Below are 23,427 nucleotides of genomic sequence, written 5' to 3' on the forward strand. Positions count from 1 at the left end.
GATATTGTGATTTTGGAATATCTATTAAATTCTGAAGCCCTAAATAAGAATAAATCTATTTTATAGAGAGTAAGTTATTGGTATCACGACTTTGGCGAATTAATTGATCGCCTTGGTCAAGTGGGTTATTTGCTTGTTGCTGATAGCTTTTTGCCATGCGGTCGTAAAGCAGCACATTGACCGTGGCTGCTAGATTCATGCAACCAATGGTTGGGATATAAACCACTGCATCTGCGCGATCGACAACGGCTTGTTCCAGGCTGCCATCTTCCGGCCCAAAAACATAAAAAGCATTTTCTGGATGCTCAAATTCTGGCAGAGCAACCGCACCTTCTACCAACTCAATGCAGACAATCTTGGCACCTTCAGGCACTGCATCTAGCAAGCTATCGACCGCGGTCACCGGAATTTTCTGTGACATCTGTTTGGTGTCGGTATGGTATTTGGCAGCTTTGGTATAACGGGTGCCGGTATAACAAATGCTTTGTGCTTGGTAGCAACCTGCAGCGCGTAGAATAGAGCCGACATTAGAAGGGCTTTTAGGGTCGGTCAGACCGATAACAACAGATTTGGACATGATAAGGGAGGCTACTGGTTGGATTGGAAGTGGCAAAGTGCAAATTGTAACACAGCAAATTTGACTTCAATGGCTGGTTATTTAGTGCCAGTATCTGCATCATTCTTATTGTAAATAAATCAGCAAGGCCACCGATAGATGATTGCTACCGACCAGGCTTTGCACTTCCATCTGAAATTGACTCAGGGCTGTACTCGATGAAAAAGTTCTTATTATTATGCTTAATTGCACTCGCTCAACCGGTTCTGGCCGAGCCAACAGTTAATCCGATGTACGATAATTTGATCAAAATGACCCTGAATAACTTTTGGGGCAGAGCCGTGATCCCAGATGGAGATCTTGAAAAGTTAGTGCAGCCAGATTCGGAGCAAGAGCGAAAGCAGCTGCCAATCAAAGCAGCTAATGCTTATGCGGTTTTAGACGCTGGTAAGCTGTCAGCAATGGCCAATTGGTGTCGGCTTAACTGGCAACAGCATTATGACTTCGTTAACTTAGCGGCAAAAAATAACTACATGAATGAAAAGCAAATTGCTTTCATTAATGTATTGCACGATGTATCGATGCAAATAACAGAAGACTCTCTTGAAGGCGAGTGCTCAGACAGCGAGAAAACTGCAGTCATTGTTGCACTCGATCAGTCAATTGCTAGCCCAATTGCATTTGGATTATCGTTTAAGCACTAGTTTTCCAAAATGAATAAAAATAGGGTGAGCAAATGCTCATCCTATTCTTTGAAAACCCTTCTGTAGATCTTCAATCAAATCATCGACATTTTCTAGCCCGATATGTACTCGTACCAATGTACCGCTAAAATCAACCGGATTGTTTGGGCGAATTGCATTTATTTGCTCAGGCTGGTTAGCCAGAATTAATGATTCAAAGCCACCCCAGGAATAAGCCATACTGAAGTGCTGGAAATTATCCAGATAATCAGCCAATTGTTGTTCAGTTAATTTTTCTTTTAAAATAAAAGAAAATAAACCATTACAGCCTTTAAAATCTCTTAGATAAAACTCATGCCCTTTACAGCTTTCTAATGCTGGATGATTCACTCGCTCTACTTGTGGCTGCTTTGCCAACCATTGAGCGACTGTAATACTGCTCTGTTGATGCTGTTTTAGGCGAACACCTAAAGTGCGCAGGCCACGGGCTGCCATATAGGCAGTGTCAGCATCTACCGTTTGCCCCATTAAATAAGATCTTTCACGTAGCCTGTCCCAGCAACGCGGGTTGGCAACGGCAGTGCCCAGCATATTGTCGGAATGGCCAATAATATATTTAGTGCCAGCCTGAATCGAAATATCGATATCATGTTCCAGTGCTTTAAATAAAACACCGGCTGCCCATGTGTTATCGATCATAATAATAATTTCAGGATTGACCGCTCGAATCGCTTTTACCATTGCCGGAATATCTTGCACTTCCATGGTAATTGAGCTGGGTGATTCGAGAAAAACCACTTTAGTATTGGTTTGAATTAAACCGCCAATTTTTTCACCAATTAATGGGTCATAAAAAGTAGTCGCTACATTGAGACTTTTTAAACTGATATTGCATAAATCTTGAGTCGGTTCATAAGCGGCAGCGGTCATTAATAAATGATCACCTGCTTCGACAAATGCCAAAATACTATTAGCAACCGCAGCTGCGCCGCATGGATAAAGATAACAACCCGCTCCGCCTTCCAACTCAGTCATTGCTTGTTGCAGTGAAAAATGAGTTTGGGTGCCGCGTCTGCCATAAAACAGCTCGCCGTTACTGCGGTTTTTGGTGGCCTGTTTTTTTTCTGCCACGCTATCGAACACAATCGACGAAGCCCGCTGAATCACCGGATTTACTGCACCGTGGCCGGTTTTTTTGCTACGCCCGGCATTGACGAGTTGGGTAGCGATTTTATCTAGAGACATGCGGGGAATTCCTGAGTGACAGTATGACGAGTATGAATTTTTTGTATGGTTTGAGAGGCAATTTGGGCGGGCGAGTTCCGTAAATTTTTCCTCAAACCGATAGCCTATTTAAACACTTCTGGCCTAGATCGAAAACTGCAGCCATATAAAGTATGCAATTGATCTTTTCATCTCTATTGCATATCTACTCACTTGGTTGTGTTGCAAATTGCATCTATCGATAGGAATGACAACCAAAATATGACAGTTATACAAAGGCGATACAATAGCTTGCAGTTTTAGTTGGTGGCGGAAAGAAAAAACCTACAGCTGCATAATTATTGATCGAGGACAGGTTGCAGCGTGGATTTGCTTTGTACACTCGGAGTTCATGTTGCTTCAAGTGTTTGCAAAGATGTTGTTATCAAGGTCATTTACACAGTTACTGACGACCAGAGATATTCCGTTAAGGCGTGCTGCTTTGGTTGTTCCTGTTTCCCGTACTGCCCAGTGCGTTACCTCTGATATCCCGCATCACCATTCCCACCTGCATCATCACCATTGCCATTGATACTCAACTGGTAGTGCGTTTCAGATAGTAAAATGGGCAACTCGCCCAAAAATTTTCTAAAAACTTGTCGATTCACCTAGCGCTAATCTATTAGTTCGCAGGAAAAGTGCATCCAATTTTGGCTGCTGCAATTGGCAAATCTGTGCTCAATCTAAAAATTAGGTTTTTTCACTATGAATGCTGTAGTAATTGCTGTGCTAGTAATGCTTGTTTTAAGTATGGCTCGCATGAACGTGGTACTGGCGCTGTTTATGGGTGCCTTGGTCGGTGGTGTCACTGGCGGTATGGGAGCTGAAGCCAGCTTAGCTGCTTTTGGTAAAGGTTTGGGTGGTGGCGCCAGTATTGCGCTGAGCTATGCACTTTTAGGTGCCTTTGCCATGGCGATTTCTCGCTCAGGTGTGCCAGATTTATTGGCAGCAAAAATCATTAAAGTGATTAATAAAAGTAAAACGGATGGCCAGAAAGCGGGTGGCTTTAAGGTGAAGTTTTCTTTATTAGCTAGCATCGCTTTAATGGCCGTTGCATCGCAAAACTTGGTGCCGGTGCACATTGCGTTTATTCCTATTTTGATTCCACCGTTACTGGCGACTTTTAGCCGCTTGAATTTAGATCGTCGCTTGGTTGCTTGTACTTTAACCTTCGGTTTAACTGCAACTTATATGTTGTTGCCCGTTGGTTTCGGTAACATTTATATGATTGAAATTCTGGCTGGAAGCTTAAGAACTAACGGCTTGGAAATTAGTAATTCGATCATGCCGCAAGCAATGATGATTCCGGTTGCCGGTATGTTCTTAGGTTTGATGGTTGCTGCTTTCTGGACCTATCGAAAGCCACGTCACTACAAAATGTCTGAAGCAGAGCAGGCCGACCAAACCCTCGAAGTTAGCGTACCGATGAATAAATTATTGGGTAGTGCGGCGGGTGTGGTGATTGCTTTGATTGCTCAGTTGTGGACAGATTCTATGAGTCTGGGCGCATTGGCTGGCTGCTTAACCTTAATGCTGACGGGTGTTATCAACTGGAAAGAAGCCGATGGTGTATTCCTCGATGGTATGAAGATGATGGCTTATTGCGGCTTTATCATGATTGCTGCGGCGGGTTTTTCCGAAGTGATGCGCGCTACCGGTGAAGTCACTACCTTGGTGGCTTCTATTCAGGAATTGTTCGCTGGCAATACTGCACTTGGCGTGTTGATGATGTTAATTGTTGGTTTGCTCATCACCATGGGTATTGGTTCTTCTTTTTCTACCGTGCCAATTATCGCCACTCTATATGTGCCGCTGGGCATGGAAATGGGTTTATCCGCATTAGCGATTGCGGCACTGGTGGGTACGGCCGGCGCCTTGGGTGATGCAGGTTCTCCTGCATCTGATTCAACGATTGGCCCAAGTGCCGGTTTGAATGCTGATGGCCAGCACGATCACATTCGTGACTCGGTATTGCCAACTTTTATTCACTACAACATTCCACTGATTTTATTTGGTTGGTTAGCTGTGATGGTGTTGTGATGATTGTTTAGTCAAAACAGATAAAAAAACCGCTATAGTTTCTGCTATAGCGGTTTTTTTACATCTGATTTTTAATCATGGAAGAATAAATATGACCAATAAAAGCGGTAAGCTGAATGTTTGGGAGAAAATGGCAGATGGAATGATGAAGATTGCTGGCGATGATATATCTAGCCATTTTACACCATCAGGAATACCTCGTGAGTTAAAGAGAAGCACTTCTTGGTTTAAAAAAACAAAAACTTCTGAACTGACGTCGTACGAAAACAATTCATATGTAGCATGCATACTGTATCTTGAAATATCTGAAGATTTTTGGGGTGGTGATTGGAAGAACGGTGATAAAGAAACAATGTTACGTGATGAATATAAGTATAGAAATTTTTTATTGCGATGGCCTGGAACGCGAAGTGGTCTAGATATTGTTTTTTTTAGTCAAGAATTAGCAAGTCTCAAAACAAAAGGGTTAGTAGGAAAAATTCATCAAAAACTTCAATTGGAGATGATTTCTGGTTTAGCAAAGAGATATATTAAATCTAAAAATTGTTTTTTTATTGTTGAAGTAAAAGATGTTTATAACGAAATCAGATATTTCCCATTTTTATTCTTCGAAGATTACATTTCTTTTTTTGACTCTATGGTTGGCGAAATTACAATTGATGTTGGGCCTGAAGGTTTTGATGATGTAGTAAAAAAAATAATAATGAGTTACTTGATGCGATATTATGCCGTAATTTTAAGGGCAGAAGTAACTATTGCAGAAGTTATTTGCCCAAGAGAAAAAAAAACATAACGGCATAAAGATGATTTTTGAGAAGAGAGGTTAATGCGTAATTAAGCAATGTTATTTTATAAAACAGAACTAGGCAGCTTCACTTATAACGCATGCCAATCAACACCTACCCCTTGCGAGGTAGCTAGCACCCGCTAAAGAAGACAGGTCAAGACTCAGCTTAGATTTTCGGTTAGGCTTGCCGGGTAAATTTGTCGAGCAAATTATCGGAAGCATCCTATGTCAGAACTTAAGAATGATCGTTACTTACGGGCCTTGCTGCGCCAGCCTGTAGATTGCACCCCGGTCTGGATGATGCGTCAGGCGGGTCGTTATCTGCCAGAGTATCGCGCCACTCGTGAGCAAGCAGGTAGCTTTATGGATCTGTGCCGCAATGCAGATTTGGCTTGTGAAGTAACCCTTCAGCCACTGCGTCGCTATGCACTGGATGCTGCGATTCTGTTTTCCGATATTTTAACCATCCCTGATGCAATGGGCCTGGGCTTGTACTTCACACCAGGTGAAGGTCCTAAGTTTGAACGGCCATTGCGTGATCTAAAAGCAATCGAGCAGCTGCCGATTCCTGATCCAGAAGGTGAGCTGCAATATGTAATGAATGCAGTTCGCACCATTCGCCGTGAATTAAATGGCGATGTTCCTTTGATTGGTTTCTCTGGCTCTCCATGGACCCTTGCTACTTACATGGTTGAAGGGGGTTCATCGAAGACCTTCGCAACTATCAAGCGAATGGCTTATGACCAGCCAGCCATGCTGCATTTGTTGCTGAGCAAGTTAGCTGAGTCAGTCACCAGCTATTTGAATGCACAGATTAAAGCTGGTGCTCAAGCGGTACAGATTTTCGATACCTGGGGCGGTGCGTTATCTGAACAGGCTTATAAAGATTTCTCTTTGCAGTACATGCAAAAAATCGTTGATGGCTTAATCCGTGAACATGACGGTCGCAAAGTTCCTGTGGTGGTATTCACCAAGAACGGTGGCCTGTGGCTAGAAACCATTGCAGATATTGGTTGTGACGGTATTGGTCTGGATTGGACGATTGATATTGGCAAGGCACGCTCACGTATCGGTGCCAAAGCTGCATTGCAGGGCAATATGGACCCAGCAGTTCTGTACAGCTCACCGGATTCCATTCGCGCCGAAGTAGGGCGAATTTTGGAAGCTTATGGCAAGGGAACCGGTCATATCTTCAATTTGGGTCATGGCATTACGCCAGAAGTTGATCCAGAGAATGCAGGCGTATTTATTGAAGCGGTGCATGAATTAAGCGCGAAGTATCACGCTTAAATGCTGCATGCATTTAATGATGCGCTATCGATCATGAAGATCGGTTAGCCAAGCATTTTTAATGAAACCTCTGTTGATGTTGAATCAGCAGGGGTTTTTTTATGCTTATTTTAAGGCTCATAATAAAAGCTGATGCTCGCTGATGAAATGCCTGCAGAGAATACATAAGGTAAAAAATCATGGCGATTCAACAGATAGAAAAACATAGCAGTTATAGCAGCGCCAAATAACCCACATGCGACGGGAGCAACTCTTTGATTCTGAATGCTGTTTCGTTGGTCACTTAGTAACATTTTATCTTTAATGTAATGGTTTCTGAATACTGGCAGCCTAATTGTGATAGGCATAATCGCAACACCAAAAGCAAAAGAGCTTAACAAAAACAGCGGTTGAATTTTATTTCCATGGAGGTGGAATATAAAAGTAAAAAAAGCAACGGTTACTATAGCGAGTAATAAGGAAGATAAATATTTCATGCTTCTCTAATTTGATAATGGTTGTGCAGTAATAAATAATTACTAGTGATTTTAAACGAGCACACGCTTCTTCTTGCGCGTGAAGTTTAGTAGCACATTAAGGCAGTTTACGATTTTGATATTATATGGCTGTCGCCGTATTTATGGTACTTTTATCTGAGCCTGTTAATGAAGAGTCGACTTTTTCTTTAACTGCGTAACGTGATCAAACATAAAATAACAACACCGGCCACAAGCCAGGGGGACGATTTATGCAAGGGAACATGATGCCGAGCCAGTTATTGATTTCTGGTTTAATTGAGCATGCGGAAACAACGCATCCAGACGCAGAAATCGTCAGCCGCCGCTGTGAAGGTGATATACACCGCTATACCTATCGAGACGCTGCAATGCGCTCACGCCAATTAGCCAGTGCTTTGCAAGGGTTAGGCATTCTAGAAGGTGATCGAATTGCCACCTTAGCTTGGAATAATTATCGACATTTCGAGCTTTATTATGGGGTTTCTGGCATGGGCGCGGTATTGCATACTGTTAATCCGCGGCTGTTTTCTGATCAACTGGAATTCATCATTAATCATGCGCAAGATCGTTGGATTTTTGTTGACCTGACTTTTGTGCCATTGCTTGAATCTATCCAGCATAAAATTAGTGGCGTTGAAGGGTTTGTTATTATGACTGACCCGCAGCATATGCCCGAAACAACGTTAGAAAATGTTCTATGTTACGAAACCTTAATTGCCAATGGTGATGAAGGTTTTGAATGGCCTATGCTCGATGAAAATCAAGCGGCCAGCCTGTGCTATACCTCCGGCACAACCGGTAATCCCAAAGGCGTTTTATACAGCCATCGCTCCACCATTATTCATGCACAGGCGGAAATTGGTCAGGAAGCACTGGGTATCAGTAATACCTGCTGCATGCTGCCAGTAGTACCGATGTTCCATGTTAATGCTTGGGGCGTGCCTTATTCGGCAGCGATTACCGGTGCCAAGCTAGTGTTTCCGGGACCAGGTCTGGATGGCAAGTCATTATGGGAAATGATTGAAGTTGAACAGCCGGATTTATTATTGGGTGTTCCTACGGTTTGGCTGATGTTGTTGGACCATATGGAACATATCGGCCAGCAATTAACCTCGGTTGAAAACGTAGTGATTGGTGGTGCCGCTGCGCCATTATCGATGATTAAAAAATTCCATTATGATCACGATGCTTTTGTTGTTCATGCGTGGGGCATGACTGAAATGTCGCCTGTCGGCACGGTAAATGCGCATACACCGGCAATGGAAAAGATGCCGTTAGAGCAACGGTTCGCATTGCAACAAAAGCAAGGTCGGCCGATTTATGGCGTCGAAATGAAAATAGTCGATGACCAAAACAATGAGCTAGAAAAAGACGGCAAGGTATTTGGCAAGCTGCTGGTTCGTGGCCCGTGGATTGTGAATCAGTATTATCGAGATAACGATCGCTCTAACTTTATTGATGGTTGGTTTGATACCGGTGATGTCGCCACCATTGACCCACAAAATTATTTGCACATTGTCGATCGTTCAAAAGATGTCATCAAATCGGGCGGTGAGTGGATCAGTTCGATTGATTTGGAAAATACTGCAGTCGGCCACCCAGACTTGCAAGAGTGCTGCGTGATTGGTGTCGCGCATGATAAATGGACTGAAAGGCCATTGCTGCTGGCAGTAAAACATTCTGATGCTCAAGTGACAGAACAGCAGGTTCTGGATTATCTCAATGATAAAGTCGCAAAATGGTGGATTCCAGACGCAGTGGTTTTTGTCGAAGAATTACCGCATACCGCAACCGGTAAATTATTAAAAACCGGTTTGCGATATGAATATCAGAATTATTTACTGGATGGCGATAGCTGTCAGTTTGATGAAGTAGAAAAAAGCCTCGAAGTTGAACCGGTATAAATTATTCCCCAGATAATTTAATAACTGGATCGGATAATTTAATTTTTCCACTTTGCAAGATTTTTGCACACAAGCCGCCATGGCCTAGCATGGCGGCAACACCATTTTCTCCCAGCACTTTCTCCATTCTTCCACAAGGATGGCATTGTGCGGTCGCTTCAAATATTGCATCACCAATTTGAAACTTTTGATGACGTAATGCATGCAGGTTAATTCCAGACAGTACTAAATTTCGCCGTAGCATTTCTGGTTGAATCGGTTTTTGAATTAACTGTTCAATTAGCTGGATATATTCCTGGCTGATCAGAGTGATTTGCCGGGCGCTGCCAGGTGTTTTCTGACTGCGATGATCGCCTTCAAAGCCAAGCCCTTCTATTGCAGTGGCTTGCTCAACGATGCGCATTGGTTCTTTACGGCCAGGTCTTAAGCCAATCCATTCCAGTTGGCCGGGCTGCAAATTTTTCAGGTAGCGGTTAAATAGTCTGGCTTGAGCGTTCATAGTCTTTCCTAAACGAAAGAAACGTAAGTTATGGGTCTTGGATTCACTTATGGCGAAAATGTTTCATTGTCTATTTTGTAGTCATTATCTTAGTATTTGGCTCTATTAAGACTCAGGAGTATCCCAACAGTTATGCCGCAGGTAGTTGCATCTGATTTCCGCCCACACTCTTTACTGAAAGGCCCACACCTGCAGACCTTGGCAGGTTTTGTTTTGGGTAAACGTATTCAGGTGCAATATCAGCGCCAGCGACTTGAATTGAATGATGGCGATTTCCTCGATCTGGATTGGGGTAAGGCATCTAATGGTTTGTTGCCAGAGGATGCGCCGCTATTGCTATTAATTCACGGGTTGGAAGGTTGTAGTGGCTCGCATTACATCAAAGCGATTAGCAGGCAGGCACTTGAGCAAAATATCCAGCCGGTAGTGCTCAACATGCGAAGCTGTAGCGGCCAGCCGAACCGTTTGCCGCGAATGTATCATTCGGGTGATACCGGTGACATTGATCGAGTCTTACGCCACTTCCAAGCCCGCTTGCCAAATCGAGCTCGCTTTGCCTGTGGCATTTCACTGGGCGGCAATCAGCTGGTGAAATATCTCGGTGAGCAAGCCGATGCTGCATTATTGAATGGTGCCTGTGCGGTTTCGGTTCCTTTCTGGCTGGCAGAATCCGGGCGACGGATTAACTCAGGTATTTCGCAAATCTATTCTAATTATTTATTAAAATCGCTAAAGAAAAAACTGACAAAAAGAACCGACCTGAATGGTGTGACACCTGAGCTATTAAAAAACATTAAAAACTTTTATCAGTTTGACCATCAAATCACCGCCCCGATTCATGGTTTCTCTGGCATGTACGATTACTACAGCCAATCCAGTAGCCTGCCCTTTATCAAAACCATTACCAAACCGACCTTATTAATTCAGGCACTGGATGACCCATTTATGACCGAGGCAGTTATTCCAAGGCTCCACCATTTATCTGAAACGGTCATTTTGGAACTAGCCGAGCACGGCGGCCATGCCGGGTTTATTGGCGCTGGAGGAGAGTTTTGGATGGCGAAACGGGTGGTAGAGTGGTTAAGTCTCGTTATTTAAAGAAGGATAGAGTAAAATGGTAGAAATTTTAAAATCCAATGCTGATATTGAAAAGTATCAGGTAAGTGTAGCAAGGTGTATTGTAGAGAAGTTAGCAACCACTGAAAATTTGATCAAAATAAATACTGATAGAGCTGAAGATTTTTTGCTAGGCAATATTGAAGATGAGTTTCTCAAAAAAATATTTTCTGAAAGAACCTATCAATTTGAAAATTGTGAGATACCTCTGTGCGCAAATGATATTGGTCCATTTGAAGATTATGGTTTTCCTCTAAAAAAAATCATTAATAAGTTAGGGGTGGTGAAATTCTATAATTGTGACGTCTATGCAGAATCGTTTACGTCAGGCACACCTGTTTTATTCGATCACTGCTTTTTTAAAAGAATATGGCAACTGCCTAATGCCAATGCTTTGGAAATGCAAGATTGTCTATATGTCGATTGTACATTTGAAGGGAAAGTACATTCGTTGGAGGGTTGGAGCGAACACTGTAAATATACCGCCCCTCAGTTTAAAGCATGCTCTTTTAGAGATAAAATTTCCGTGGTTAACTCAGAGTTTTTAAGTAAATTTTTTGTGGAATCAAAAGCTAGTAATCTTAAAGGTGCCATGAAAAACATAGCTGTTGAAGATTCCTTATTCCATGAGAAATTTTTATGCAATGAATATGATAGTGTTGAGCTTGTTGATATAAGAGGATCTAAATTCAAATCAAAGTTTGAAATGAAATCTTGCTCTATAGATGTCATGAAACTAATTGATACTAATGTTGATGGTTTGATAGATTTTTATTCTAGTAAAATCATTTGTTTTGAAGCGAAGAAGTGTATATTTAAAGGCTTGTCTGTTTTTGAAAAATGTGTTTTTGGAAACAACGTTTCTGAGTTGAATCAAACTGCATTTTTCGAATACGTAACTTTCTCAGGGCTAGTAAATTTTCGTAGTGCAGAGTTTTGCTCGGGATTGAAATTAGACAAAGCCAATTTTATAGAAGAAGCCAACTTCCTTGATACGGAAGTACACCCAAAACAAACAAATAGAGAAACATTCAGGATTATAAAGCATTCTTTTGATGATGTGGGCAACTATTTAGAAGGGAATAAATATTTCGCTCTTGAAATGAAAAAATATAGGGAAGAAATTTCAAATAATCGCTGGTGGAATCAAGATCGAATAGCTTATTGGTTCAATGAAGAAATTTCAGGTTATGGTCAAAATTATTTTAGACCAATGGAGTTGGTTATAGCGCTGGGTTTAATTAATTATTTGCTCATGGCTTGTAAAAACAGTAATTGTCTATATAAAATTCTTCCTGAATTACTCAAAAAACCTGTTGATATGATAGCAACTTTTGCCAATGATTTTGCTATGGCTATTTTCCCAATTAAGAGGTTTTTATACCCCGAAATGGAGTTCATAAGCCTTGTTTCATATCCAATTTTTGGTGTTTTATTTTGGCAGCTTATCGTAGCCGTCAAGCGCCACACCCGGAGATGATCAGTGACTGAATCTATCCGCATCGCCACTTTCAACGTCGCCTTCGACCGACGTAAGGCTGGCCAGTTAAACAAACAGCTGGGAAAACCATATCATCCGCAAATTAAGAAAGTGGCAGAAATCATTCAGCGGGTTCGCCCGGATATATTGCTATTAAATGAATTTGACCATGATGGTGTGGCAAAAAATACTCAGGGTATTAAAGATTTCATTGCTAATTATTTAAATGTCTCACAACAGCCAACTGATAAAGAGTGTCTGCCGATTGATTACGGTTATTTTTACTTGGCACCGACTAATACCGGTTTGTTAGCGGAAGTCGATATTAATAATGATGGAAAAATAACCCTGCCGGGTGATGGCTATGGTTTTGGTGATTACCATGGTCAATATGGTTTTGTGCTGTTGTCGCGATATCCGCTGGATATTAAAAACGCTCGAAGCTTTCAGCAATTTTTATGGAAAGCGATGCCTGATGCTGCTTTACCTGTGAATGCTGATGGTTCGAGTTATTACTCGGCTGAAGTGCTGGAGCAATTTCGTTTATCTTCAAAAAATCATATTGATTTGCCGGTGAACATTAACGGTAAAACAATTCATTTATTGGCCATGCACCCCACACCGCCAATTTTTCAAGGCGCAGAGCAGCGCAGTGGCCGGCGTAACCATGATGAAATTCGATTGTTTGCTGATTATATCGACCATGAAAAATCGGCTTACCTGGTTGATGATGCCGGGCAAGCCAGTGGCTTGGCAGATGACCAGTCTTTTGTACTGCTGGGTGATTTTAATGCCGACCCGGTTGATGGCGACAGCTTTCAAAATTCCATTATGCAGTTGTTGCAGCACCCGAAAATTAATCGCTCGGCAGCTTTGGGTGAGTTAACGCCAAAAAGCGCAGGTGGCGGGGCGGCCTTTGCCAAATCGCTGCCTCAGTTAAAACATCGGGGGAATCCGGCGCATTGCAGCCATATTTTTCCGCTGCGGCTGGATTATGTGCTGCCTTCAGTTGACCTGAATGTGCTGAATAGCGGGGTTTATTGGTATCCGCCAGAACATGAGTTGGGCTATTTGTTTTCCAATCAAAAGTTAGAGCAGGGCAAATCCGTTGCATCAGATCATCGATTGGTTTGGTTGGATATTCAGCGCTAATGGTCGCTATCCAGCTGAAATAAATGCTGCACAATGTTAGCTTGCTGCACAGAATTTCCAGCGTTGATATGAAGTATGAGCAATATGAACTGGTGCCAGGCCATTTTACTGGATTTGGACGGAACCCTGATTGACAGTGAAGCGGGCTATGAAAAGCTGTGGAAAAAAACCGCTTCTGAGTTTGGAATCAATCTAACTGATCAGATGTACGCCCGTTTTGTGGGGGCTCGCTATGATCACTGTAAAGACTATATGGCGGAAATTGGTGGCGAAGGTTTTGACCGTGAAGTCTTTGTCGATCGGTTAGAAGTTCACGGTGCAGCGCTGTTTGAACAGGGCATGCCGCTAAAAGCAGGTGTTGAGGCTTTATTTGAAAAGCTGAATGCTGGCAATCGTCCTTTTGCTCTGGTGACTTCCTCTCGAATGGAAATTGCCCAGATGCATATGCAGCAGCACCCTTGTTTAACTGGCTTTACTACGCTGGTTACGGGTGATCAGGTCGATACTCCCAAACCAAACCCCAAGCCTTATTTAATCGCCTGTGAACGGTTAAAAATTGAACCTTCTGCTGCATTGGGTGTTGAAGATTCCATGCCAGGTTTGCGCTCGGTTTTAGCTGCCGGTTGTAAAAGCCTGTTGATTCCAGATGGGCCGATTGATCCACAAATTGCCGGTCAGGCGGATTATCGTTTTGACTCGTTACTGCCATTGGTGGAGCTGCTCTAACGTTTAACACAATAAAACACTAACAAATCCACTCTAGGGAAGATTATCTATGTTGCGCCGAAACTTTTTAACTGGTTGCCTATTGGTTGCGTTTTCATTGTTAGCAAGTGGCTGCAGTGGCGAACCCGCTGAGAAAGGAATCCGTCGTTCAATTGACTTGATGATTGCAGCGGTTGAGCAGGGTAAACCCAGTCAATTTATTGAACTGATTGATAGCGGTTTTAGTGCCGACGGCCCGCATGGCCAGTTGAATAAATTCCAGAGTGGTATTTTTCTACGTAGCCAGCTGAAGCGCTATGGCCAACTATCGGTGCATTTAGTGGCATTGAATATTGAAGTGGATCCAATCTATGAAGGGCAGGCCAATGCGACGGCTGAATTATTAGTCACCGGTGGGCGAGGGCTGTTGCCAGAGAATGGTCGATTGGTGAGTGTGAAAAGCCGCTGGATTAGCCACACTACAGAATGGCGATTGCAACAGTTGGATTGGCAATAAAGTAATTTTGGATTATTGAAGATCATATTTTGTGAGCGAAGTACCAGTTCAGATTTAGATGTTCGTTTTAATGCGTTTTTCATTTCCAGTGCGAACATTTGTTGATTTGGCGCAAATCGCTAGCCAATTGATTTATCTATAGTCGCAGCGGTTGGCACATTACCGGGCGGCTGGTTTCTACTCTCCCCCTAACCACGCCGGGTAACGCTAAACGTAATTTTATCATGCCTCTCTTTTGATATATCGTTTTGAAGGCAGGATGCCTTCTGACATGATTGATCTTTATGTGCATATCCTTTTGGGCCGCTAATTTAGCGGCCTTTTTTTTATTTACAGGATGCCGGTGCGTGTATCCCCAGAGATAATGTCTTTACACGCTCGGTTTAGCCCGATTTTTCTTAAAGAAAAGATCTTGCGAAATCAGCATACCCGCCATCATTAATCCACAACCAATCAATGCGCGCTCAGTCAAATGTTCGTCAAGCAACAACCAGCCACCTAAAACAGCAAATACCGCTTCTAAACTCAAAATTATTGAAGCGTGGGCAGCCGGTGCTTTTTTCTGGCCGACAATTTGTAAGGTGTAGGCAATTGCAGTCGACATTAATCCGGCATATGCCAGTGGCAGCCAAGATTTTCCAATCGCATCGATAGTGATGGTTTCAAGCGGCAGCGCCACAGCAAGACTTAATACGCCGCAAACGGCAAACTGAATTGAAGATAAAGTCAGCGTATTATGTTTCGGCGCTAGCCAGCCCACCAGCAATACATGAGCGGCCCAAAAGACTGAACCGATCAGTTCTAGCACATCGCCCTTGTTGATTCCGCTGCCTTTTTCAATCGTCAGAAAATATAAACCTGCTAAAGCAATTAAGGCGCCAAACCAAGTGATTGAGCGAGTTTTTTGCGCAAAAAACAAACCAATCACCGGCACCAATACAATATAAAGCCCGGTGATAAAACCGGCTTTTCCTGCGGTGGTGTATTGCAAGCCAACTTGTTGCAATGACGCGCCACAAAATAACAACAGTCCTAGCGCTAATCCGCCGAACCAAACGCCTTTTGGTGTCGAAGTCGGGTGAGGTTTTTTATCTGGCAGCAGCCAAAGCAAAGGAAGCAGGGCCAGTGAGCCCATTAAAAAACGAATGCCGTTAAAACTGAATGGACCCAGATGCTCCATTCCCACACGCTGGGCAACAAAGGCAAAACCCCAGATTGCAGCGGTGAGCATTAAGATGGCGTCAGATTGCAGAGTTTGTCCGGCATCTGGATTATTAGAATGAGGGCTATTGCTACTCAAGCGATCAGTACTTCGGCTCATAGGATCACTATTCAAAAATTGTGAATAGGGATTCTACATTGAAATCCAATCTTTTGAAGATAAAGGCTAGCTCAGCGTATTTACCTCGGGTAATTCTACTTGATCACTTGCTCTAAGCTTTAGGTTGGTTAATAGGTTATCGAGAAGTGCGATATAAATATCGCTTTTGGAATTGATGGTATTAATGCCCATCTCCCGACAACAATCTAGTTCTGTTGCATTGTCATCAATCAGCCAAACATTTCTAGAGTCTGCGGAAGAGCCATATTTTTTAGGTACATAGTAATGCTAACGTCATTGTGAAGTCTGTCGGCTTTTTTTTTGCTTTTCCTGATAGCAGAGAAATCAGGGCTATTGGCGAGTTCTGAAAACTGTGATTTAAAAGCAGTGAGTTGATCGTCTTTTCTAAGATAACTTGCATACTCAAGGAGTTCTTCGCAATTAAAAAAACCTGAAATATTTTTTTAATAAGATTTTTTCCGTATGCTCCGTATGTTAAAAAAATCAGTTCAATTTCTTGGTTGATTTTATATTGACGAAGTATTTCTGAAAAAAATGCCAGTGCATCCATTGATAAAGTGCAATTAGAGTAATCGCTGACTGGTCACTTCTTCGATACTTGAATGTTGGGCCAACATTTAACTTTTGTCGATCGGAGAGGCGCTTCTCTTGCTGGTCTATATGAGTAAATAGTGTTTCGTCTAAATCACAAAATATGTAGTACACGTTGAACATTCCATTGTTCAGAATAAAACAATCTTGGCTGATTTATTAAAAAAAGCGAGTTGCGACAGCCATGGAGGCTGTCGCAGATAAGGTCAAGCTTAAGCTTAAGCCGCAATTCCAGTGTGGCGCAACAAGGCATCAATGCTTGGCTGGCGACCACGGAAGGCTTCAAACAATTCTTGTGGCGGCTGAGAGCCGCCTTTTTCCAGAATGCAGTTCAAGAAGTCTTTACCGACTTGTGGGTTGAATACGCCTTCTTCTTCAAAGCGAGAGAATGCATCGGCACTCAGTACTTCAGCCCATTTGTAGCTGTAATAACCCGCTGCGTAACCACCGCCAAAGATATGGCCAAAGCTATGCTGGAAGCGGTTAAATTCAGCCACCGGTACTACGGCAATTTGTGCTCGCACCTGGTCAAGAATTTGCTGAATACGAGCGCCTTGAGCTGGATCGAATTCTTTATGAATACGCATATCGAATAAAGAGAACTCAATTTGACGTGCCATGCCCATGGCTGACTGGAAGTTTTTAGCTGCCAGCATTTTCTCAAGCATTTCTGTTGGTAAAGCGTCACCGGTTTCAAAATGGCCAGAGATAATTTTTAATCCTTCAGGATCCCAGCAGAAGTTTTCCATAAACTGACTTGGCAGCTCTACTGCGTCCCATGCCACACCGTTAATTCCGGCAACGCCAGCAGCAGTTACTTGAGTCAGCATATGGTGAATACCATGGCCAAACTCGTGGAATAAAGTGGTCACTTCATCGTGAGTTAACAGCGCAGGCTGGTCACCCACTGGGCGAGTGAAGTTACAGGTTAAGTAAGCGACTGGGTTTTGCAGGCCAGACTCGGTGCTGCGACGATTACGGCAAACATCCATCCAAGCGCCGCCACGTTTGTGTTCACGGGCGTATAAATCAAGATAGAAACTACCGCGCAATTGGCCGCTGCTGTCTTTAATTTCAAAGAACTGCACTGCGTCGTTCCAAGTATCGGTACCCTGAACTTCAGTTACCGTCATACCAAACAGTTTATGGGTGATTTCAAACAAACCATTTAATACTTTATTCGCTGGGAACCATGGGCGAACAGCTTCCTGGGAAATCGCGTATTTATCTTGTTTGAGTTTTTCGCCGTAATAAGCGATATCCCATGATGCTAATTCACCAGCGCCGTGATTGGTGTTTGCCCAATCAGCTAATTCGGCCATTTCTTTTTCTGCCTGGCTGCGTGTTTTGCCAGCGAGGTCAGTTAAAAATTCAATCACCTGCTCAGGGGTGTCGGCCATTTTGGTTTCAACAGATAACTGTGCGTAATTATCAAAACCTAATAACTGTGCTTTTTCATGCTTCAGTTCTAATAACTGAGCCATGATCTCGCTGTTATCTTTTTCACTGCCGGTGACTGAAATTTCTGAAGCGCGAGTAACAAATGCGCGAGAAATTTCATGGCGTAATTCGCGGTTATCGCAATAAGTCATTACCGGTAAGAAACAAGGAATATCCAGCGTTAAACGCCAGCCTTTTTGACCCTTTTCTTCGGCAGAAGCAGCCATTTGCGCTTTGGCGTTATCTGGAATACCTGCTAGCTCAGCTTCATCTTCAACTAGTTTGCTCCATGCCATGGTGGCATCGAGGGTGTTTTCACTGAATTTGCTGGAAAGCTCAGACAATTTAGTTTGAATATCACCGAAGCGCTGACGCTTTTGCTCATCTAGCGCTACGCCAGATAAACGGAAATCGCGCAGGCTGTTTTCAATCACTTTCTTTTGAGACTGGCCCAGCGTAGCAAATTCAGCGCTATCGGCAATCGCCTGAATCGCTTCAAACAAGGCTCTGTTCTGCCCCATTTCTGTGCCCCATGCCGACAGTTTTGGTAAGCAGGCGTTATAGGCATTACGCAAATCTTCAGAGTTCACCACTGAATTCATATGGGAAACCGGAGACCAAGCTTGCTCCAGCTGATCATCCATTGCTTCCAGCGGTGCCATCAAACCGTCCCAGCTTAATTGAGGATTAGCTAGCAGCTCAGCAACCTTGCTGCGGCTTTGCTCAATCAGTTGCGTGATTGCAGGTTCGATTTGGTCGGTGGTGATTTGACTAAACGGTGGCAGAACAGCTGATGTAAGCAGAGGATTTTCAGTGGTCATGGAATTGAGTTACCCAATTGAGAATAAATATCACTGGCAATCCTAATCCTGATTTTGTTTGTGTGCCAGTAATGCGGGCGCAGTGGCGTGAGCCATCAGATAATTGCTGGTTGTTTGGCTGTTTTTGCTAGTAAAAAAGCAAATTTAGCCATCGGAAGAAAGTATCCGATGGCTATTTATTCACAATTTTGAATTAATTTTCTTGCTGGCGATTAACTAATGGTTGAGCGTAATTCAGTTCCAGATCCCAGGGGAAGCGTACCCAGGTTTCTTGGCTAAATTGGTAAACCGAACTATCGACCAAGCCTTCTCCGGCAGGTTTTACATATAAGGTCGCAATATGCGCCTTAGGCAGCTTTTCGCGCACCGCTTTCAATGTCATGCCGGTATCGACTAAATCATCGATCACTAGGTAACCTTCACCGTCAGTATCGATTGACACATCTTTTATAATCTTGAGCACGCCCATTTGTTGGTCGTCGTAACAGGAAATACACAGGGTATCGATCATGCGGATATTCAGTTCGCGGGCGATTATGGCGGCGGGAATCATACCGCCACGGGTGACAGCAATAATCCCTTTCCATTGCTGCTTATTGAGGAGGCGTCGGGCTAATTCACGGCTATCGCGATGGAGTTCTGCCCAGGATTTGATGACGTCGTTGTTATAACTGCTCATGGTTTTTTTACTACTGGTTTTACGGCAGCTTTTTATTGCAATACCGTGGGATTAGAGTATTGCCGAGCGATTTTATGGCATTTTCTGCAATTAAACAGCTAATTTTTACTGCTGTGATCTTTTCTGATCGAAACAACCCACCCTGACCGGCTGGTCATTTTGTCTTTTCCTCAGTAGAGTGCGATTCAATAAGGCAGTTTTACTGCCAGCATCACCCTAAAAAAAGCTGCAAATAACAATAATCAAAGAGGGAGACTGGGAATGCTCAGTCGTAGACAATTATTAAAAACCGGCATTGCCGGGGTATGTATGTTGGGCGCAGCACGCTTGGCTTACGGCCCGTTTGGTGAAAACGTATCTGCTTATTCCAGTGCGCTGTCTGATCAATTCCAATGGTTAACGCCGCAAAGAGCCAACATTGTTTCCCGCTTTGCACCGGTTATGTTGCAAGGAGCGATTCCTGCCAATAATCCGGCACGTCAGCAAACGCTGGATGAAGTGGTTTACGGCTTTGACTTGGCCGTTTCCGGTTTAACCCCTGCGATACAAAAAGAAGTTGACCAGCTATTTATGCTGCTGGAGTTGGCGCCTAGCCGACGGCTGCTATTTCAGGTTTGGGATGGCTGGGACCATGCAACGGATCAGCAGCTCGCAGATTTCCTTAATGCGATGAAAAATCATCCGATTGGTTTATTGCAAACGGCTTACGCAGCACTACACAAGCTGACCATGGCTGCTTGGTATGGCAATCCAAAATCATGGGAACGCATTGGCTACCCTGGTCCGCCGCATCATTTATTTGGAGGTGTCAGCTAATGATTATTGATCCTATTAAACAAGGTTTGGCTAGCGGTTGGGATCATCGAGATGGCGCCCTGCTGACTGAAGATTTAACTTTAGAGGCCGATGTAGCGATTATTGGTAGTGGTGCCGGTGGTGGTGTATCTGCTGAAATCCTCAGTCAGGCGGGTTTAAAGGTTCTGATTATTGAAGAAGGGCCGCTGAAAAGCTCAACTGATTTCAAAATGATGGAAAAAGATGCTTATCCGGCGCTCTATCAAGAATCGGCTGGCCGGCAAACCGCAGATAAAGCAATTAGCATTTTCCAGGGCCGGGCAGTCGGTGGCACCACGGTGGTTAATTGGACCACCAGTTTTCGTACTCCAGATCGAACCCTCGATTATTGGAAAGAGAATTTTGCTGTCGAAGGATTTTCTGCCCAAGAAATGCTGCCGTGGTTTTTAAAAATGGAACAGCGGCTGAATATCGATACCTGGAAAGCGCCGCCGAATGAAAACAACAGTATTCTACAGCGCGGCCTGACCAAATTAGGCATTCCTTCCCACACCATCCGCCGTAATGTTTTAGGTTGCTGGAATTTGGGTTATTGCGGCATGGGCTGCCCAACCAATGCCAAACAATCGATGCTGGTGACGACTTTACCGGCGGCACTTAATAGTGGTGCGACTTTAATCAGCCGATGCCGAGTGGAAAAAATTCAGTTCAAAAGCGACCAAGTAGTTGGTCTGGACTGTTTGGCTTTGGATGCTTCGGGTAATCGACCTTCCGGAACCAAGGTGACCGTTAAGGCCAAGCATTATGTATTGGCTGGCGGTGCGATTAACTCTCCAGCGCTATTGTTAAGGTCTAAAGCAGCCGATCCGAACAAAACTATTGGTGCTCGAACCTTTTTACACCCGGTAAATGCGGTGGCTGCTGAAATGCCGAAACGGGTTGAAGCTTATTCTGGTGCACCGCAATCGATCTATTCCGATTATTTCCAGCAGCAAGATCATGCCCAGGAAATGGGCTTTAAGTTAGAGGTGCCACCGCTGCATCCGGTGTTAATATCGATCATTCTCGGTGAGTTTGGTGAGCACCACGCTTCATTAATGCAGCGTTACCCGCGGGTTCATGCCATGATCGCTTTGCTTCGAGATGGCTTTCATGAACAAAGCCAGGGTGGGCAAGTAAAATTGCGCGATGATGGCTCGCCATTATTGGATTATCCAATTACTGACTATCTATGGGACGGCTTCCGCCGTGCTTGGAAGTCGATGGCTGAAACCCAGTTTGCTGCGGGTGCGCATCGAGTGATTCCAATGCATTTGGATTCACCTGTGATGGGATATTCAAGCTGGCAGGAGGCTCGGCGAGAAATTGATGAATTACCACTCCAAGCATTAAGAGCACGACTTTTATCGGCACATGTCATGGGCGGTTGTGCGATGGGCGAGGATCCAAAGCGTTCAGTAGTTAACAGTCAGGGACGTTTTCATCATGCCGATAACTTATGGGTGTTTGATGGCTCCGCTTTCCCGACTAGCATCAGTGCCAATCCACAGCTTTCTATATATGGTCTGGCTGCCAAACAAGCTTCAGGGCTAGCCCAGCGGTTAACCGGAACGATTCCCGTTTCGCAAAGCGCCTGAATCCCGGAGATTTTTGTGGTTGGTTATGGTTTAACCTTTGGTTTATTATGCGCTCATCCGCTGCAGGTAGGGACGTCAGCATGCAAAATACAGTGATTTATCCAGGAACTTTTGATCCCATCACCAACGGCCATGCCGATTTGGTGGAACGTGCCGCCAAAATGTTTGACCACGTGGTGTTAGGAGTGGCCGCTACAACAGGCAAGTCGCCGATGTTTGATCTTGAAGAAAGAGTCGAACTGGCACGACAAGTAGTCGGGCATCTGGAAAATGTGGAAATTGTCGGCTTCGAGGGGTTGCTGGTAGATTTCGCGAAGCACTGTAATGCGACAGCCTTAATCCGCGGCCTGCGGGCGGTATCCGATTTTGAATATGAGTTTCAGCTGGCCAATATGAACCGGCGCTTAATGCCAGAGTTGGAAAGTTTGTTTTTGACCCCAGCTGAGCAACACTCTTTTATTGCATCGACGTTGGTGAGAGAAATCGCCAAGCTGCATGGAGATGTTTCAGGTTTTGTTCACCCGGTCGTGACACAAGCGCTTCGGGATAAGGTCGGAACAAAGAAAACTTAAATATTGGTCAAATTTGCAGGAGGAGTCGTTTCATGGCCCTGATTATTACAGATGAATGCATTAACTGTGACGTTTGCGAGCCTGAGTGCCCAAACAGCGCGATCACCCAGGGCGAAGAAATTTATGAAATCGCTCCTGACCGTTGTACCGAGTGTGTAGGTCATTACGACGAACCCCAGTGTGTTGCTGTTTGCCCAGTGGACTGTATCCCAAAAGATCCAGATCACGTGGAAGATGAAGAGCAGCTGATGGTCAAGTACGACAAGCTACAAGCTGAATAAGTAATCTTCTCTATAAAGGAAGGTTCTGCATGGTGACCGATTAATCCAGTGATCATGCCTTAATAAAGGCGCACAACTGCAAACGTGGTTGGGCGCCTTTGTTATTTCAGGTGCTGTTTTGGTCATATCGGAAAATTGAAAGCCTTTCCCCTTGTTTGCTACAGCTAACTAGCTTTTAGCAGAGTCAGATTCGATGGTTTTTTTGGATTGAATAAACCACTCTGCAGGCGGCTTGCACGCACAATCAGTCACTTAGGGTGTTCTTTACAGATAACTTACTTTTTCTGGCAGATTCTTTAGCAAACCGCTTGTGTTCTGTCTTTGTATCCCTATAATGCGACCTCGCTGTCACGGCAGCAACGCAAACAGAACGAGACACGAACAACGAGACACAACGAATTGAACGGCTTTTAGCCAGTCAGACTGTTTGTTTCACTAGGTTTTTAAAGCTTTCTACTCGAAAGCGCCGTTTTAAAAACTTTTACAGTTCGCTTCAACATTCTGCTTGACAATTTGGTTTCGCATTGTAGAATGCGCAGCCTACTCGCTCAGCGCAGCCCGCTGAGTTGGCTCTTTAACAACTTATCATTCATGCAATTTGTGTGGACACTTGCAGGTGACGGTCGACAATCAAAAGTCGATTTGATGCTTCTCTTAAGAATTTATTCTTACGGGATTTATCTAGCGCACCGATCAAGTGACCATGAAAGAATATCAAGCTTATGCTTGTGTTCAAGATTGGCCAGATTGATCACCTCAATTTTTAAATTGAAGAGTTTG

22 protein-coding genes are annotated in these 23,427 nt (G+C 43.8%); 14 read left to right on the forward strand and 8 right to left on the reverse strand.

Annotated features, from left to right (window positions below; genetic code table 11):
* Window positions 1-55: 55 nt before the first annotated feature.
* Window positions 56-577 carry an RNA methyltransferase gene (locus DC094_RS14060; RefSeq protein WP_116687731.1) on the reverse strand — a complete coding sequence of 174 codons (522 nt, stop codon included), beginning with the start codon at window positions 575-577 and terminating at the stop codon, window positions 56-58.
* A gap of 197 nt (window positions 578-774) precedes the next feature.
* Here DC094_RS14060 and DC094_RS14065 point away from each other — a divergent pair, with 197 nt between their 5' ends.
* Window positions 775-1,260, forward strand: a complete 486-nt coding sequence (locus tag DC094_RS14065; protein WP_116687732.1) for a hypothetical protein — start codon at window positions 775-777, stop codon at window positions 1,258-1,260.
* Between the two features lie 36 nt (window positions 1,261-1,296).
* On the opposite strand, the gene metC is transcribed toward DC094_RS14065, so the two are convergent.
* On the reverse strand, window positions 1,297-2,484 hold the full coding sequence (metC, locus tag DC094_RS14070) for a cystathionine beta-lyase (protein WP_116687733.1): 1,188 nt from the start codon (window positions 2,482-2,484) through the stop codon (window positions 1,297-1,299).
* Window positions 2,485-3,207: 723 nt separating this feature from the next.
* Here metC and DC094_RS14075 point away from each other — a divergent pair.
* From DC094_RS14075 to hemE, 3 genes are all read left to right on the forward strand, one after another.
* Window positions 3,208-4,542 (forward strand): Na+/H+ antiporter family protein, encoded by a 1,335-nt coding sequence (locus DC094_RS14075; protein ID WP_116687734.1) that lies wholly within the window; start codon window positions 3,208-3,210, stop codon window positions 4,540-4,542.
* A 91-nt stretch (window positions 4,543-4,633) separates the two neighbouring features.
* Window positions 4,634-5,335: a hypothetical protein gene (locus DC094_RS14080; protein WP_116687735.1), complete on the forward strand. Its 702-nt coding sequence runs from the start codon at window positions 4,634-4,636 to the stop codon at window positions 5,333-5,335.
* Window positions 5,336-5,554: 219 nt separating this feature from the next.
* The gene (hemE, locus tag DC094_RS14085; RefSeq protein WP_116687736.1) at window positions 5,555-6,619 is read left to right on the forward strand and encodes a uroporphyrinogen decarboxylase; all 1,065 of its coding nucleotides are present in this window, start codon (window positions 5,555-5,557) and stop codon (window positions 6,617-6,619) included.
* Between the two features lie 110 nt (window positions 6,620-6,729).
* On the opposite strand, the gene DC094_RS14090 is transcribed toward hemE, so the two are convergent.
* Window positions 6,730-7,095, reverse strand: coding sequence for a hypothetical protein (locus DC094_RS14090; RefSeq protein WP_116687737.1), 366 nt, complete (start codon window positions 7,093-7,095; stop codon window positions 6,730-6,732).
* 251 nt (window positions 7,096-7,346) lie between these two features.
* Between DC094_RS14090 and DC094_RS14095 the strand changes: the two genes are divergently transcribed.
* A complete protein-coding gene (locus DC094_RS14095) occupies window positions 7,347-9,020 on the forward strand; it encodes a long-chain-fatty-acid--CoA ligase (protein ID WP_116687738.1) in 1,674 nt (557 codons plus the stop codon).
* Window position 9,021: 1 nt separating this feature from the next.
* Here the strand turns inward: DC094_RS14095 and DC094_RS14100 are convergent, their stop codons facing one another.
* Complete coding sequence (locus tag DC094_RS14100; RefSeq protein ID WP_116687739.1) at window positions 9,022-9,519, reverse strand: MOSC domain-containing protein; 498 nt, start codon at window positions 9,517-9,519, stop codon at window positions 9,022-9,024.
* Window positions 9,520-9,651: 132 nt separating this feature from the next.
* Here DC094_RS14100 and DC094_RS14105 point away from each other — a divergent pair, with 132 nt between their 5' ends.
* The 5 genes from DC094_RS14105 to DC094_RS14125 all read left to right on the forward strand — a co-directional run bounded on the left by DC094_RS14105 (window position 9,652) and on the right by DC094_RS14125 (window position 14,489).
* Complete coding sequence (locus DC094_RS14105) at window positions 9,652-10,617, forward strand: hydrolase (protein ID WP_116687740.1); 966 nt, start codon at window positions 9,652-9,654, stop codon at window positions 10,615-10,617.
* Between the two features lie 16 nt (window positions 10,618-10,633).
* Window positions 10,634-12,115 (forward strand): hypothetical protein, encoded by a 1,482-nt coding sequence (locus tag DC094_RS14110; RefSeq protein WP_116687741.1) that lies wholly within the window; start codon window positions 10,634-10,636, stop codon window positions 12,113-12,115.
* Window positions 12,116-12,118: 3 nt separating this feature from the next.
* Window positions 12,119-13,267, forward strand: a complete 1,149-nt coding sequence (locus tag DC094_RS14115; RefSeq protein ID WP_116687742.1) for an endonuclease/exonuclease/phosphatase family protein — start codon at window positions 12,119-12,121, stop codon at window positions 13,265-13,267.
* An 84-nt stretch (window positions 13,268-13,351) separates the two neighbouring features.
* Window positions 13,352-13,993, forward strand: coding sequence for an HAD family hydrolase (locus DC094_RS14120; RefSeq protein ID WP_158527332.1), 642 nt, complete (start codon window positions 13,352-13,354; stop codon window positions 13,991-13,993).
* A 49-nt stretch (window positions 13,994-14,042) separates the two neighbouring features.
* On the forward strand, window positions 14,043-14,489 hold the full coding sequence (locus DC094_RS14125) for a hypothetical protein (RefSeq protein WP_116687744.1): 447 nt from the start codon (window positions 14,043-14,045) through the stop codon (window positions 14,487-14,489).
* A 370-nt stretch (window positions 14,490-14,859) separates the two neighbouring features.
* On the opposite strand, the gene DC094_RS14130 is transcribed toward DC094_RS14125, so the two are convergent.
* The 4 genes from DC094_RS14130 to gpt all read right to left on the reverse strand — a co-directional run bounded on the left by DC094_RS14130 (window position 14,860) and on the right by gpt (window position 19,362).
* Window positions 14,860-15,810 carry a DMT family transporter gene (locus DC094_RS14130; protein WP_206605664.1) on the reverse strand — a complete coding sequence of 317 codons (951 nt, stop codon included), beginning with the start codon at window positions 15,808-15,810 and terminating at the stop codon, window positions 14,860-14,862.
* A gap of 271 nt (window positions 15,811-16,081) precedes the next feature.
* Window positions 16,082-16,381, reverse strand: a complete 300-nt coding sequence (locus tag DC094_RS14135) for a hypothetical protein (protein WP_116687745.1) — start codon at window positions 16,379-16,381, stop codon at window positions 16,082-16,084.
* Between the two features lie 259 nt (window positions 16,382-16,640).
* Window positions 16,641-18,683, reverse strand: a complete 2,043-nt coding sequence (gene prlC / locus DC094_RS14140; RefSeq protein ID WP_116687746.1) for an oligopeptidase A — start codon at window positions 18,681-18,683, stop codon at window positions 16,641-16,643.
* 193 nt (window positions 18,684-18,876) lie between these two features.
* Window positions 18,877-19,362 carry a xanthine phosphoribosyltransferase gene (gene gpt / locus DC094_RS14145; RefSeq protein ID WP_116687747.1) on the reverse strand — a complete coding sequence of 162 codons (486 nt, stop codon included), beginning with the start codon at window positions 19,360-19,362 and terminating at the stop codon, window positions 18,877-18,879.
* Between the two features lie 261 nt (window positions 19,363-19,623).
* Here gpt and DC094_RS14150 point away from each other — a divergent pair, with 261 nt between their 5' ends.
* From DC094_RS14150 to DC094_RS14165, 4 genes are all read left to right on the forward strand, one after another.
* The gene (locus DC094_RS14150; RefSeq protein ID WP_116687748.1) at window positions 19,624-20,178 is read left to right on the forward strand and encodes a hypothetical protein; all 555 of its coding nucleotides are present in this window, start codon (window positions 19,624-19,626) and stop codon (window positions 20,176-20,178) included.
* Window positions 20,178-21,794, forward strand: coding sequence for a GMC family oxidoreductase (locus tag DC094_RS14155; protein ID WP_206605665.1), 1,617 nt, complete (start codon window positions 20,178-20,180; stop codon window positions 21,792-21,794). The genes DC094_RS14150 and DC094_RS14155 overlap by 1 nt, the downstream gene beginning before the upstream one ends.
* 80 nt (window positions 21,795-21,874) lie before the next feature.
* Entirely contained in the window at window positions 21,875-22,366 is a 492-nt protein-coding gene (coaD, locus tag DC094_RS14160) for a pantetheine-phosphate adenylyltransferase (RefSeq protein ID WP_116687750.1), read from the forward strand.
* A gap of 32 nt (window positions 22,367-22,398) precedes the next feature.
* Window positions 22,399-22,647, forward strand: a complete 249-nt coding sequence (locus DC094_RS14165) for a YfhL family 4Fe-4S dicluster ferredoxin (protein ID WP_116687751.1) — start codon at window positions 22,399-22,401, stop codon at window positions 22,645-22,647.
* Window positions 22,648-23,427 lie beyond the last annotated feature (780 nt).

The organism is Pelagibaculum spongiae, from assembly GCF_003097315.1.
GTDB classification, from domain to species: Bacteria; Pseudomonadota; Gammaproteobacteria; order Enterobacterales; family Pelagibaculaceae; genus Pelagibaculum; species Pelagibaculum spongiae.